12 protein-coding genes are annotated in these 12,134 nt (G+C 61.9%); 8 read left to right on the top strand and 4 right to left on the bottom strand.

Annotation, left to right across the window (positions count from 1 at the left end; translation table 11 throughout):
• Both A2J01_RS27445 and dctA read right to left on the bottom strand, forming a co-directional pair.
• Window positions 1-783 (bottom strand): glycosyltransferase (locus tag A2J01_RS27445; protein ID WP_231915926.1); only part of this gene is annotated, 783 nt, incomplete at its 3' end.
• A gap of 569 nt (window positions 784-1,352) precedes the next feature.
• Window positions 1,353-2,750 (bottom strand): C4-dicarboxylate transporter DctA, encoded by a 1,398-nt coding sequence (dctA, locus tag A2J01_RS27440; RefSeq protein ID WP_054186883.1) that lies wholly within the window; start codon window positions 2,748-2,750, stop codon window positions 1,353-1,355.
• 188 nt (window positions 2,751-2,938) lie between these two features.
• Between dctA and A2J01_RS27435 the strand changes: the two genes are divergently transcribed.
• Complete coding sequence (locus A2J01_RS27435) at window positions 2,939-3,199, top strand: GlsB/YeaQ/YmgE family stress response membrane protein (RefSeq protein ID WP_003942027.1); 261 nt, start codon at window positions 2,939-2,941, stop codon at window positions 3,197-3,199.
• A 154-nt stretch (window positions 3,200-3,353) separates the two neighbouring features.
• Here the strand turns inward: A2J01_RS27435 and A2J01_RS27430 are convergent, their stop codons facing one another.
• On the bottom strand, window positions 3,354-4,100 hold the full coding sequence (locus tag A2J01_RS27430; protein WP_024487832.1) for a GTP pyrophosphokinase: 747 nt from the start codon (window positions 4,098-4,100) through the stop codon (window positions 3,354-3,356).
• 48 nt (window positions 4,101-4,148) lie between these two features.
• The gene (locus tag A2J01_RS27425; protein WP_003941968.1) at window positions 4,149-4,748 is read right to left on the bottom strand and encodes an SACE_7040 family transcriptional regulator; all 600 of its coding nucleotides are present in this window, start codon (window positions 4,746-4,748) and stop codon (window positions 4,149-4,151) included.
• A 98-nt stretch (window positions 4,749-4,846) separates the two neighbouring features.
• Between A2J01_RS27425 and A2J01_RS27420 the strand changes: the two genes are divergently transcribed.
• The 7 genes from A2J01_RS27420 to A2J01_RS27390 all read left to right on the top strand — a co-directional run.
• Window positions 4,847-6,436 (top strand): carboxyl transferase domain-containing protein, encoded by a 1,590-nt coding sequence (locus tag A2J01_RS27420; RefSeq protein WP_042453308.1) that lies wholly within the window; start codon window positions 4,847-4,849, stop codon window positions 6,434-6,436.
• A gap of 5 nt (window positions 6,437-6,441) precedes the next feature.
• On the top strand, window positions 6,442-8,481 hold the full coding sequence (locus A2J01_RS27415) for an acetyl-CoA carboxylase biotin carboxylase subunit (protein ID WP_064113993.1): 2,040 nt from the start codon (window positions 6,442-6,444) through the stop codon (window positions 8,479-8,481).
• Window positions 8,481-9,644, top strand: coding sequence for an acyl-CoA dehydrogenase family protein (locus A2J01_RS27410; protein ID WP_007730190.1), 1,164 nt, complete (start codon window positions 8,481-8,483; stop codon window positions 9,642-9,644). The genes A2J01_RS27415 and A2J01_RS27410 overlap by 1 nt, the downstream gene beginning before the upstream one ends.
• Window positions 9,641-10,129 carry a MaoC family dehydratase gene (locus A2J01_RS27405; protein ID WP_003942078.1) on the top strand — a complete coding sequence of 163 codons (489 nt, stop codon included), beginning with the start codon at window positions 9,641-9,643 and terminating at the stop codon, window positions 10,127-10,129. The genes A2J01_RS27410 and A2J01_RS27405 overlap by 4 nt, the downstream gene beginning before the upstream one ends.
• Complete coding sequence (locus A2J01_RS27400) at window positions 10,126-10,953, top strand: HpcH/HpaI aldolase/citrate lyase family protein (protein ID WP_042453310.1); 828 nt, start codon at window positions 10,126-10,128, stop codon at window positions 10,951-10,953. The genes A2J01_RS27405 and A2J01_RS27400 overlap by 4 nt, the downstream gene beginning before the upstream one ends.
• 3 nt (window positions 10,954-10,956) lie before the next feature.
• Window positions 10,957-11,712 (top strand): CoA transferase subunit A, encoded by a 756-nt coding sequence (locus A2J01_RS27395; protein ID WP_007730192.1) that lies wholly within the window; start codon window positions 10,957-10,959, stop codon window positions 11,710-11,712.
• Between the two features lie 41 nt (window positions 11,713-11,753).
• Window positions 11,754-12,134, top strand: a 381-nt coding sequence (locus tag A2J01_RS27390) for a CoA-transferase (RefSeq protein ID WP_331715345.1), incomplete at its 3' end; no start/stop codon positions are given.

The following is a 12,134-nucleotide window of genomic DNA, read 5'->3' as shown; positions in this document are numbered from 1 at the left end:
GAACTCCAGGCGCTCCTGCTCGAAGTTGTAGAGGCGGTAAACGGGCCACATGAGCGCGTGGAGCATCGAGTCGCCCCAGATTGTCAGTTTGAGGCGCCAATTCATGATGTTGTGAAGGTGCAAAACCGATTCGGATGCCTGGTTGTACTTCAGGTACTCCAACGGAGGGGTTTCACCGCGTCGACCGGACGTTTCTGCTCGCATGTCGGCGATCTGACCGATCGTCATCCCTTCCTTCCGAAGGCACAGTGAAAGGTCGATATCTTCGTGGATGTCCGGCCGGTCGCTGACTCGCTCGCGGACGGCCAGCCATGCGCTTTTTCTGATCGCCATGTTTGCTCCGGCGACAGCAAGTACTTGACGTTCGCAATCGAACTTTCCCTGCTTGACCTGACGGTCCAGTGCGAAACGGTGGATTCGGGCAAACGGCGATTCGAAGAGATAGGTGAGTCCGGCGACCGCTGAATGCGCAGTGCTGCGCTGGAAGAAACCTTTGACCGCACGGGCCCATCCCGGTTGGACCCGCGTGTCTGCGTCGATCCGACCGATGATGTTGCCGGTCGAGGCGTCGAAGCCGGCGTTCCGCGCATGAACGACGCCTTGCCGGGCCTCGAAGACATATCTCACTCGGTCGTGCTTCTCGGCGAACTTGTGAATGATCGATGCGGTGCTGTCCGTCGAGTTGTTGTCGACGACCAGAATCTCGTCGATTTCGGACTGGATCAGTAAGCGCTCGATGCAGTTCGAAAGGGAGTTTTCTTCGTTGAATACTGGAACAACCACGGAGAGTCGATTAGTGGACAAGTGTTCAATTTCTTGCATGGACTCGGTCACTTGGCTCCTTTGCTGGGCAATTAGTCCAGTCCTTCGCAAAGGTTACGATAGCAATGGGTGTCCGTTTCGGCAATTTGGAGTGGTGAGATTTCGGTCATTTTTGCAAATGCCCACTCCGTCGAGGAGTCGACATAAGTGCAGCTAGATGCGCGTTTCTGTGTTCGGAAGAATGGTTTCCGCAATGTTTGATTCTTTGCTCACTCGAGTCTGTTTGTCGGCTGAACAGTGGACTTTAGTCCTTCTATTTTCGGCAAACATAATGCTGGCAGTTCGCTGATCTTCGGATCTGAACAATGGCAACCGCGTAGCAATATTGAGATAGTGGAGGATGCTTTCCCTGGTGCCGAGTTAGCCCAGCGCACGTGGAATATCTGTGAATTCACCAGTCCTTAGTCGGCAAGCTCGCCACCCCCTGCAAATATTTGCGTTCGGGCGTGCTGGTCTGAGTATTCCGGTCAAGTACGTCCCCGCGAACCTTCAGCACCGATTCCGACGCGCAGCCGGTGGTCACCATCTCCTCAACGGGGCACGGCGCCCTCGGCTTCGGGTGCCGGAACAGTTTTCCCGGTGATCGGATCGACTTCCTCGAGCGGTGGAACGTCTTCTCCGTCGAGCACTCGGCGCATGCGCTCCTTGTCGAGCTGCCCCTCCCAATTGGCGACCACGAAGGTTGCGACACAGTTCCCGAGCAGGTTCACCGACACCCGCATCGAATCCATGATTCGATCGGCGCCCAGTAGGAGAGCGACTGCGGCAACTGGAATTGCGCCGTGACCGATTGCGGCCACGGTGGCCGACAGCGCCAGGAATGACGATCCCGGCACGCCGGCCATTCCCTTCGAGGTGAGCATCAGAACCAGGACGGCAGTGATCTGTTCACCGAGTGTCAGGTCCACGCCGAGTGCCTGCGCCAGAAACAGCATGCAGATCGACAGGTACAGCGTCGCGCCGTCGAGATTGAACGAGTAGCCGGTAGGCACCACCAATCCTGTTGTAGTGCGCGAGCATCCGGCGTTGGTGAGCTTGACCATGATTCGGGGCAGAACTACTTCGGTCGACGCCGTTCCCAAAGCGAGGAAGAGTTCGTCCTTGATGTACTTGACGAACTTCCACAGGTTCACGCCCGCGAAGTACCTGACTATCGCGGCCAGGATGAGGATGAACAGGACGGCGGCGAGATAGCATGCGGCGATCAGCTTTCCGTAACTTCCGAGCGAAGCGATCCCGTACTGACCGACGATGTACGCCATCGCGCCCAAAGCGCCCAACGGCGCCAGTCTCATGATCCAGCCGATGATCGTGAAGAACAGATGGCTCAGACGATCGACGAGTTCGAACACGATCGGTGGTCCACTCTCGCCCGCCTTGGCCAATGCGAGCCCGAACAGTACGGCGAAGAAGAGGACTTGGAGGAGTGCGTTCTCGGCGAAGGCCGAAACTATCGACACCGGAATGATATTGAGCAGGAATTCGACGGTGTGGGGAAGTTCGCCACTTCCGGTCTTGGCTGCCACGGCGTCCGCACCGTTCGCCAGCGTCTCCGGATCGATGTCGAATCCCGCACCCGGCTTCATCAGATTTCCGATGAGCAGCCCGAACAACAGGGCGAAGGTGGTCACGACCTCGAAGTAGATGAGTGCTTTGACGCCGATACGCCCTACGGCCTTCAGATCCCCGACGTGGGCGATCCCGATCACAACGGTGCAGAAGATGATCGGCGCGATCAGCATTTTGATCAGCTTGATGAACCCGTCGGCGAGGGGCTTGAGGTTCGCGCCGAATTCCGGCCACAACCAGCCGATGAGAACACCGATGACGATAGCGGCGATCAATTGCACGAACAGTGATCGGTACCAGGGCGGCTTGTTGGCGAGTCGCGCGAGCTCGCTGTTCGGCAGTTTTACGGAAGTTGGCATGGATGGGAACGGTAGGTCCGCTTGATTGCGAAAAAATAACTCGCGAATGTCGTGGATGTAACGCGTCGAGGTTGCATCTCGGACAACAATTCGGTCAACAAGCGACAGTTGTGTGTGACTGTGGTTATTGTTTCCCTGAGCGGTGATCTTCCGTCCGCGTGCATGCACGACGTGTGAGAGGGGCTGTCATGGGGCAAATTATCGGAACCATCATTTTCGGCGCAGTCATCGGAATCCTGGCTCGTCTCGTACTGCCAGGTAAGCAGCAGTACGGCATGATCGTGACCGTCGTGCTGGGTATCGCCGGAGCGCTTATCGGGTACTGGGTCTGGGGGGCGATCTCGGACAAGGGCGACACGGGTGGAATCGACTGGATCCGCTGGATCATCAGCATCGCCGCGGCGGCCGTGCTCTCGATCGGCTACAGCGCCGTCACTGGCAAGAAATAGCAAGCCGACCCAATTCGAGAAGTGCGCCCTCCCGAAGTTCGGGAGGGCGCACTTCTTTTTGTTTGCCCTAGTTGTCCGACCCCAGTTGTGAGCGAACGGCACTTTCGTGCCTCAGATGCGCCGAAAGGCGCGTTCGCTCAGGGGGGGACCGAATTCAGAGCGCCCGTCGCTGAAGATGCAGCGCCTCGAGGAACTGCGCCGGCAGATCCTGCTCGAGGATTTCGTCGTCAGGATGCGGTAGCGCTTTGATTTTGGCGAACTCGTCGTTGAGTCGTTCCATCTTGACGTCCAGGCGGTGTGCCGCGGCTGCAGCCTCGGTGAGTTCGTCGAGGAGTTCGACGGGAACCTCGCGGTTGTACTTGTAGTAGATCTTGTGTTCGAGGCTCGCCCAGAAATCCATCGCGATCGTGCGGATCTGAAGTTCGATCGGTACGTGCCTGACGCGGTCACTCATGAAAACCGGGACCTCGACGATCAAGTGCAAGCTCTTGTAGCCGTTGGGTTTCGGATCGGCGATGTAGTCCTCGCGCTCGATCACCCGAAGGTCCGTCTGGCTGGTGAGCATCTCGGCGATTCGGTACGTGTCGGAAATGAAGCTGCAGGTGATACGTACTCCAGCGATGTCGAAGATGTTCTTCGAGATGTCGTCGATCGTCAGCGGGACGTTCAGGCGTTGAGCCTTTCGCAGGATGCTGTCCGGTGACTTGACCCGTGACGTGACGTGTTCGATGGGGCTGTACTGATTGATGTGAGTGAACTCGTCCTTGAGGATGTTCACCTTGGTCATAAGTTCGGAGATTCCGAATTGGTACAACATCATGAAGCGGGAGAACTCGGTCCGCAGTTCGGCGAAATCGGCCCTGCTGACCCCACTGCTGTCTTCCACGTTCGGCACCCTCATCTGTTAGCTGGTGTAACCAGTCTGCCACCGATTGTGCCGTGTCCGGTTTCAGTGGGTGCGCAGTGCGGCGAGCGTCATATCCCGCAGGACTCGACGCGCGCGTGCCGGCGAAGCGGGGTTGGCGCTGTGAGGGGTCGAGTTGATCAGACCGAAGGTGGCATGCGCTTTGATTCGTGCGTCCGCCTGATCGAGTTGGGGATCGAGTTGCTCGAGCACCCCGACCCAGACCTCGACGTACTTGCGCTGCGTCTGGCGTACCTGTCGACGCGCGTCGGCCGGCAAGCTTTCGAGGTCGCGGTCCTGGATGCGGATCAGGTCCGGCTCGCCCAGTGCGAAGTCGAGGTGGAACTCCACCAGTGCGTCGAGTGCGGCGCTCGGTGAGTCCGCTGCCTCCGCTGCCGCAGAACCTCCTTCGTGCAGGCGCGTGCTGATGCCGACGAGAAGTTCCACGAGGACGGCGTCCTTGTTCGGAAAGTGCCGGTACACGGCCGGGCCGCTGATACCGACGGCCGCGCCGAGGTCTTCGAGTCGCACACTCACGAATCCGCGTTCGGCGATCAACCGTGCGGCGGCGTCCAAGAGCTGACGTCGACGGTCGGCCTTCATCTGATCGCGTCGCGTCGGAGCTGCTACCTGCTCAGAGGTCATTCTCTCGATCTTTCTTCGCTTGTGTTCTGGACAACTCAGTTAATCATAGTTAATCTAGTTTCAGTTATCGAGCATTAACTCATGGCGAAGGCGGCGGGATGACTCCCAGTGGAATCACGCAAGGATCGGGCTACCGGTCCGATCACACCGTTCTGGTGGACGAACTGAAGAAGAAACTGGCGCAAGCAGCGCTGGGTGGCAACGAGCGCTCTCGCGAGCGTCACGTGAGCAGAGGGAAGTTGCTGCCGCGAGATCGCGTCGACTCGCTGCTCGACCAGGGCAGCCCCTTCCTCGAGCTGTCCCCACTGGCGGCCAACGGCCTGTACGACGACGAGTGCCCGGGCGCCGGCGTCATCACCGGTATCGGCCGTGTGTCGGGTCGCGAGTGCGTCATCGTTGCCAACGACGCGACGGTCAAGGGCGGCACCTACTACCCGATGACGGTGAAGAAGCACCTGCGCGCGCAGGAAGTTGCGCTGCAGAACAACCTTCCCTGCATCTACCTCGTCGACTCCGGCGGCGCCTTCCTGCCGCGCCAGGACGAGGTCTTCCCGGACCGTGAGCACTTCGGCCGGATCTTCTACAACCAGGCGACCATGAGCGCCAAGGGGATTCCCCAGATCGCCGCAGTTCTCGGTTCATGCACCGCGGGAGGCGCCTACGTGCCCGCGATGAGCGACGAAGCAGTGATCGTCCGCAACCAGGGCACCATCTTCCTCGGCGGACCGCCGCTCGTGAAGGCTGCCACCGGTGAGATCGTGACGGCCGAAGAGCTCGGCGGCGGCGACCTGCACTCCAAGGTTTCCGGCGTCACCGATCACTTGGCCGAGGATGACCGCGACGCACTTCGGATCGTGCGCAACATCATTGCCACGCTCGGCCCCCGCTCCGAGCGCCCGTGGGACGTCATCTCCACGGTTCCGCCCGTCGCCGATCAGAGCGAGCTGTACGACGTCGTTCCGACTGATCCCCGTACTCCGTACGACGTGCACGAGGTCATCACCAAGCTCGTTGACGGTGGCGCGTTCCAGGAGTTCAAGGCTGAATACGGCAAGACGCTCGTCACCGGTTTCGCCCACATCGAGGGCCACCCGGTCGGCATCATCGCCAACAACGGCGTGCTCTTCGGCGAATCCGCCATGAAGGGAGCACATTTCATCGAACTGTGCGACAAGCGCAGTGTGCCGCTGCTGTTCCTGCAGAACATCGCAGGCTTCATGGTGGGACGCGACTACGAGGCCGGCGGCATCGCCAAGCACGGCGCCAAGATGGTCACGGCAGTCGCGTGTGCACGGGTCCCCAAGCTGACAGTCGTCATCGGCGGCTCGTACGGCGCCGGCAACTACTCCATGTGTGGACGCGCGTATTCACCTCGCTTCCTGTGGATGTGGCCGAACGCGCGCATCTCGGTCATGGGCGGCGAGCAGGCCGCGTCGGTGCTCTCGACGGTTCGTAGTGACCAGCTCGACAGCGCGGGTAATCCGTGGTCGGCCGAGGACGAAGAATCCTTCAAGGCGCCGATCCGCGAGCAGTACGAGGCTCAGGGCAATCCGTACTACTCCACTGCGCGGCTGTGGGATGACGGTGTCATCGATCCCGCAGATACCAGAACTGTTCTCGGCCTGGCCCTTTCGGTGTGCGCGAACGCGCCGATCGAGCCGGTCTCCTACGGCGTCTTCCGGATGTGAGCGAAATGACTGAGTTGCGCACTATCGATACTGTTCTCGTGGCCAACCGCGGTGAGATCGCGGTTCGCGTGATCCGCACGTTGCGTGAGTTGGGAATTCGCAGCGTCGCCGTCTACAGCGACGCCGACGCGAATGCTCGCCACGTCCGCGAGGCCGACACTGCCGTCAACATCGGACCGGCCGCGGCGCGTGAAAGCTACCTCGTCATCGACAAGGTCATCGACGCTGCCAAGTCCACCGGTGCTCAGGGTATTCACCCCGGTTACGGCTTCCTGTCGGAGAACTCGGCGTTCTCGGCTGCCTGTGCGGCTGCCGGAATCGCCTTCCTCGGTCCCTCCGAGCACGCCATCGAGGTGATGGGTGACAAGATCACCGCGAAGAACGCCGTTGCCGCGTTCGACGTACCGGTGGTCCCGGGTATCGCTCGCCCCAATCTGACCGACGAAGAACTGATCGCAGCGGCCGAGGCCATCGGCTACCCGGTGTTGGTCAAGCCTTCGGCCGGCGGAGGCGGCAAGGGAATGCGTCTGGTCGAGGATCCGGCCAATCTGGCCGAGGCTCTTCGCAGTGCCCGCCGTGAGGCCGCGTCGTCGTTCGGCGACGACACCCTGTTCCTCGAGCGATTCGTCCTGCGGCCCCGGCACATCGAGGTCCAGGTTCTCGCCGACCAGCACGGCAACGTCGTTCACCTCGGTGAGCGCGAATGCAGCCTGCAGCGGCGTCATCAGAAGGTCATCGAAGAGGCTCCCTCGCCGCTGCTCGATCAGGTGACCCGTGACCGGATCGGCGCGGCAGCGTGCAACACCGCTCGAAGCGTCGATTACACCGGCGCCGGCACCGTGGAGTTCATCGTCTCCGCCGACAAGCCGGACGAGTTCTTCTTCATGGAGATGAACACCCGCCTCCAGGTCGAGCATCCCGTTACCGAAATGGTGACCGGACTGGATCTGGTCGAATGGCAGGTCCGTGTGGCAGCAGGGGAGAAGTTGGCCTTCTCCCAGAGTGACATCACGCTGACCGGGCACGCCATCGAAGCTCGTGTGTACGCGGAGGATCCGGGCCGTGGGTTCCTGCCGACGGGCGGCCGCGTCGTCGATCTGGTCGAGCCGTCAGGTTCCGGCGTGCGCGTCGATTCCGGACTGCTCGCGGGCACCGTCGTCGGCAGTGACTACGACCCGATGCTCAGCAAGGTCATCGCCCACGCTCCCGACCGCGCGGGCGCACTGCGCAAGCTCGATCGCGCACTCGGTGACACCGCAGTGCTCGGAGTCGTGACCAACATCGAATTCGCACGGTTCCTCCTCGCTGATCCGGATGTGATCGCGGGCAACCTCGACACCGGTCTGCTCGATCGTCGCGTCGAAGACTTTGTCGCAGCCGACGCCTCCGACGAGGTGCTCATTGCTGCCGCGGCGTATCGCTGGCTCTCGCGGTGGACAACCTCGGAATGCGTTGATCCCTGGGATGTCCCGAGTGGGTGGCGCGTCGGAACTCCCGCTCCGACCAGCATCAGGCTCTCCGCCGGCACCCGAACGGCGCACGTTGCGATCGTCGGCGTTCCCGCGGATGCAAAGGTCGAGGTCGAAGGTTCACAGCCTCGCGCATTCAGCGCGACCCTGACGGGATCCGAACTGGCGGTGGTGATCGACGGACGTCGACGCACGTTTGTCGTCGCCGAGACCGATGGTGGTCTGTGGCTGGCAGGCGGCGGAACCTGGCACGTGCGCGAGGTTGCCGAAGTCAGCGTTCGCGGTGAGGACAAGCACGCCGGTGACGCCGAAATCGCCAGCCCCATGCCCGGTGCCGTCATCGCAGTCAACGTCGAGAACGGCGCGGCAGTGAGCGCGGGACAACCACTCGTCGTGGTCGAGGCCATGAAGATGGAGCACTCCTTGACGTCCCCGATCGACGGGATCGTGGAAGTGCTTGTCCGTCAGGGCGATCAGGTGATGGTGGATCAGGTTCTGGCCCGCGTGGTACCTGTCGCGGACGAAGAGACTGCAGAAGTAAAGACCGAGAACACGACGCAGAAGGAAGACGCCTGATGTCCGATTACCTTGCCACCGGAGCGCTTCCGGACGAATACCAGCAGCTCGCCAAGACGGTTGCGGATTTCGCGAAGACCGTAGTGGCACCGGTTGCTGCCGAGCACGACGCCAACCACACCTTCCCGTACGAGGTAGTGGCCGGGATGGCCGACATGGGACTGTTCGGCCTGCCGTTTCCCGAGGAGTACGGCGGAATGGGCGGCGACTACTTCGCACTCTGCCTGGCGCTCGAAGAGCTGGGCAAGGTCGACCAGAGCGTCGCGATCACTCTCGAAGCTGGTGTGTCCCTTGGTGCCATGCCGATCTACCGTTTCGGTAACGAGGCACAGAAGCAGGAGTGGCTTCCGCAGCTCACCAGCGGCAAGTCGTTGGCTGCCTTCGGCCTGACCGAACCCGGTGCGGGTAGCGACGCCGGCGGAACCAAGACCACCGCGAAGTTCGACAGCGGTGAGTGGATCATCAACGGCAACAAGCAGTTCATCACCAACTCGGGCACCGACATCACCAAGCTCGTGACGGTCACCGCGGTCACGGGTGTCAAGGACGGCGGCAAGAAGGAGATCTCGACGATCCTCGTGCCGACCACGACGCCCGGCTTCACGGCCGAACCGGCGTACAACAAAGTCGGTTGGAACGCATCCGACACCCATCCGCTCACGTTCGCCGATGTTCGTGTCCCCGAAGAGAATCTGCTCGGTGAGCGCGGCCGCGGCTACGCGAACTTCCTGCGCATCCTCGACGAAGGCCGCATCGCTATTTCCGCGTTGAGCGTCGGTGCCGCCCAGGGCTGCGTCGACGAGTCGATCAAGTACGCCAAGGAACGCGAGGCGTTCGGTCGCCCCATCGGACACAACCAGGCCATCGCGTTCAAGATCGCGCGTATGGAGGCTCGTGCCCACGTCGCACGTACCGCGTACTACGACGCGGCCGCACTCATGTTGTCGGGCAAGCCGTTCAAGAAGCAGGCGTCCATCGCCAAGCTGATTTCCTCCGAAGCTGCCATGGACAACGCCCGTGACGCCACGCAGATCCACGGCGGATACGGCTTCATGAACGAGTACGCCGTCGCGCGCCACTACCGTGACAGCAAGATCCTCGAAATCGGTGAGGGAACGACCGAGGTGCAGTTGATGCTCATCGCTCGTGAGGCAGGGCTGTGACGAACCCCAAGAAGATCACTCAGCGCGGGCTCTGGTTCGAGGAGTTCGAGGTCGGCGCGATCTACGAGCATCGCCCAGGCCGGACGGTGACCGAGGCTGACAACGTCCTGTTCACGACTTTGACCATGAACACGCAGGCGTTGCATCTCGATGCCGCGTACAGCGAGGACACTCAATTCGGTGTGCGGCTGGTCAATTCGATGTTCACCCTGTCGACCATCGTCGGCCTGTCCGTCGCGCAGTTGACGCAGGGCACCATCGTGGCGAACCTCGGTTTCTCCGAGATCAGCTTCCCGAAGCCGCTCTTTCACGGCGACACCTTGTATGCCGAGACGCTCATCGCGGACAAGCGCGAGTCGAAGAGCCGTCCAGGTGAAGGCATCGTGACGCTCGTGCACACCGGGCGTAACCAGCACGGTGACGTCGTCGCACTGGCCACGCGCAAGACACTGGTGCAACTGCGTCCGGCAGAGGTGTCCTCGTGATGTGGACGCCGCCGGGGCCGGCGTGGTTGTTCTGCCCGGCGGATCGTCCCGAGCGCTATGCGAAGGCCGCGGCTGTTGCCGACGTCGTGATCCTCGATCTCGAAGACGGTGTGGCTCCGGCCGACAAGGAAGCCGCACGTGCAGCCCTGATCGACACGCCTCTCGATCCGGAGCGGACGGTCGTGCGCGTCAATCCGGTCGGTACACCTGATCACGAACTCGATCTGATCGCGCTGGACGGCACACACTATTCGCGTCTCATGCTGTCCAAGTGCGAATCGGCCGAGGACGTCCTCTCGCTCGCACCGGCGGACGTGGTTGCGCTCGTCGAGTCCCCGCGAGGAGCCCTCGCCGTGGCCGACATCGCGCTTGCTGCGAACGCCATCGGTGTCATGTGGGGAGCCGAGGATCTTGTGGCCGGTCTCGGCGGTAATTCGAGCAGGCACCCGAACGGTTCGTACCGCGACGTTGCCAAGCACGTCCGATCGACGTCTCTCCTGGCTGCGAAGAGCTACGGCCGGTTGGCTGTCGATTCCGTTTATCTCGACATCAAGGACCTCGTAGGCCTGGGCGTCGAGTCCGCTGATGCTGTCGCAGTCGGCTTCGACGTGAAGGTTGCGATCCACCCGAGTCAGGTCGAGGTCATCCGCGGGGCCTTCGCACCTTCGGAAAAAGAGATCGACTGGGCCACACGAGTGCTTGCCGCGGTGTCTACTGAACGTGGTGTGTTCGCGTTCGAGGGCAAGATGGTCGACGCTCCCGTTCTCCGTCACGCCGAGAAGCTTCTTCACCGAGCCGGAATCTTTCAGCAGAAGGAGAACTAACGGATGAGCAAAGTCGTGAATACGGCAGCTGAGGCAGTTGCCGACATCGCGAGCGGATCCAGGCTCGCAGTGGGCGGCTTCGGGCTGTGCGGTATTCCCGACGCACTGATCGCGGCGATCGCCGACGGCGACGCCACCGATCTCGAGGTGTTCTCCAACAACTGCGGTGTCGACGACTACGGTCTCGGCATTCTGCTCGGCGCGCACCGGATCGCCAGGGTGACGGCGTCGTATGTGGGGGAGAACAAGGAGTTCGCGCGCCAGTATCTCGCCGGTGAGCTCGAAGTGGAGTTGACGCCGCAGGGGACGCTGGCCGAGCGGCTGCGAGCTGGCGGTACCGGCATCCCGGCGTTCTACACTCCGGCCGGCGTCGGCACCCCGATCGCCGAGGGCGGCTTGCCGTGGCGATACAACCCGGACGGTTCGATCGCCGTGGCGTCGCCACCGAAGGCGACGGCAGTGTTCGGTGGCCGCACGTATGTATTGGAAGAGGCGATCACCGCTGACTTCGCGCTCGTGCACGCGGACTACGGCGACACCGAAGGAAATCTCGTCTTCAACAAGACGGCGATGAACTTCAACCCGCTTGCTGCCATGGCCGGCCGGATCACCATCGCGCAGGTGGAGAACCTCGTCGAGCCGGGCGACATCGACCCCGCACACGTGCACCTACCTGGAGTGTTCGTCGCGCGGGTCGTGCACACAGGCCCACAGGAGAAGCGGATCGAGAAGCGGACCGTCTCAGGAGGCACCAAGTGACCAGTGCAGAGGAAACCCGTATCGGTTGGACTCGCCACGAGATGGCCGCTCGCGCTGCCGCCGAGATGCGGTCGGGGGAGTACGTCAACCTCGGCATCGGCCTGCCGACTCTGATCCCCAGTTACCTGCCCGAGGGCGTCAAGGTGGTCCTCCACAGCGAGAACGGCATCCTCGGTACCGGACCGTATCCGACCGATGATCAGGTCGATGCCGACCTCATCAATGCCGGTAAAGAAACCGTCACCGTCAATTCAGGCGCCGCGTTCTTCGACTCGGCTCTCTCCTTCGGCATGATCCGCGGTGGTCACATCGACACCGCGGTGCTCGGCGGGATGCAGGTGTCGAAGACCGGTGACCTTGCCAACTGGATGGTGCCGGGCAAGATGGTGAAGGGTATGGGCGGGGCGATGGATCTGGTCCAC

This window comes from Rhodococcus sp. EPR-134 (assembly GCF_001647205.1).
GTDB lineage: Bacteria > Actinomycetota > Actinomycetes > Mycobacteriales > Mycobacteriaceae > Rhodococcus_F > Rhodococcus_F qingshengii.
The sequence above is the reverse complement of the archived record's forward strand: the minus strand, read 5'-3'. Positions and strand labels throughout refer to the sequence as shown.

What these genes read in the sequence shown, in the direction of transcription:
- A2J01_RS27420 (WP_042453308.1), top strand. Translation starts at nt 4,847, where the DNA reads ATGACTCCCAGTGGAATCACGCAAGGATCGGGCTACCGGTCCGATCAC.
- dctA (WP_054186883.1), bottom strand. Translation starts at nt 2,750, where the DNA reads ATGCCAACTTCCGTAAAACTGCCGAACAGCGAGCTCGCGCGACTCGCC.
- A2J01_RS27430 (WP_024487832.1), bottom strand. Translation starts at nt 4,100, where the DNA reads ATGAGGGTGCCGAACGTGGAAGACAGCAGTGGGGTCAGCAGGGCCGAT.
- A2J01_RS27425 (WP_003941968.1), bottom strand. Translation starts at nt 4,748, where the DNA reads ATGACCTCTGAGCAGGTAGCAGCTCCGACGCGACGCGATCAGATGAAG.
- A2J01_RS27395 (WP_007730192.1), top strand. Translation starts at nt 10,957, where the DNA reads ATGAGCAAAGTCGTGAATACGGCAGCTGAGGCAGTTGCCGACATCGCG.
- A2J01_RS27415 (WP_064113993.1), top strand. Translation starts at nt 6,442, where the DNA reads ATGACTGAGTTGCGCACTATCGATACTGTTCTCGTGGCCAACCGCGGT.
- A2J01_RS27410 (WP_007730190.1), top strand. Translation starts at nt 8,481, where the DNA reads ATGTCCGATTACCTTGCCACCGGAGCGCTTCCGGACGAATACCAGCAG.
- A2J01_RS27435 (WP_003942027.1), top strand. Translation starts at nt 2,939, where the DNA reads ATGGGGCAAATTATCGGAACCATCATTTTCGGCGCAGTCATCGGAATC.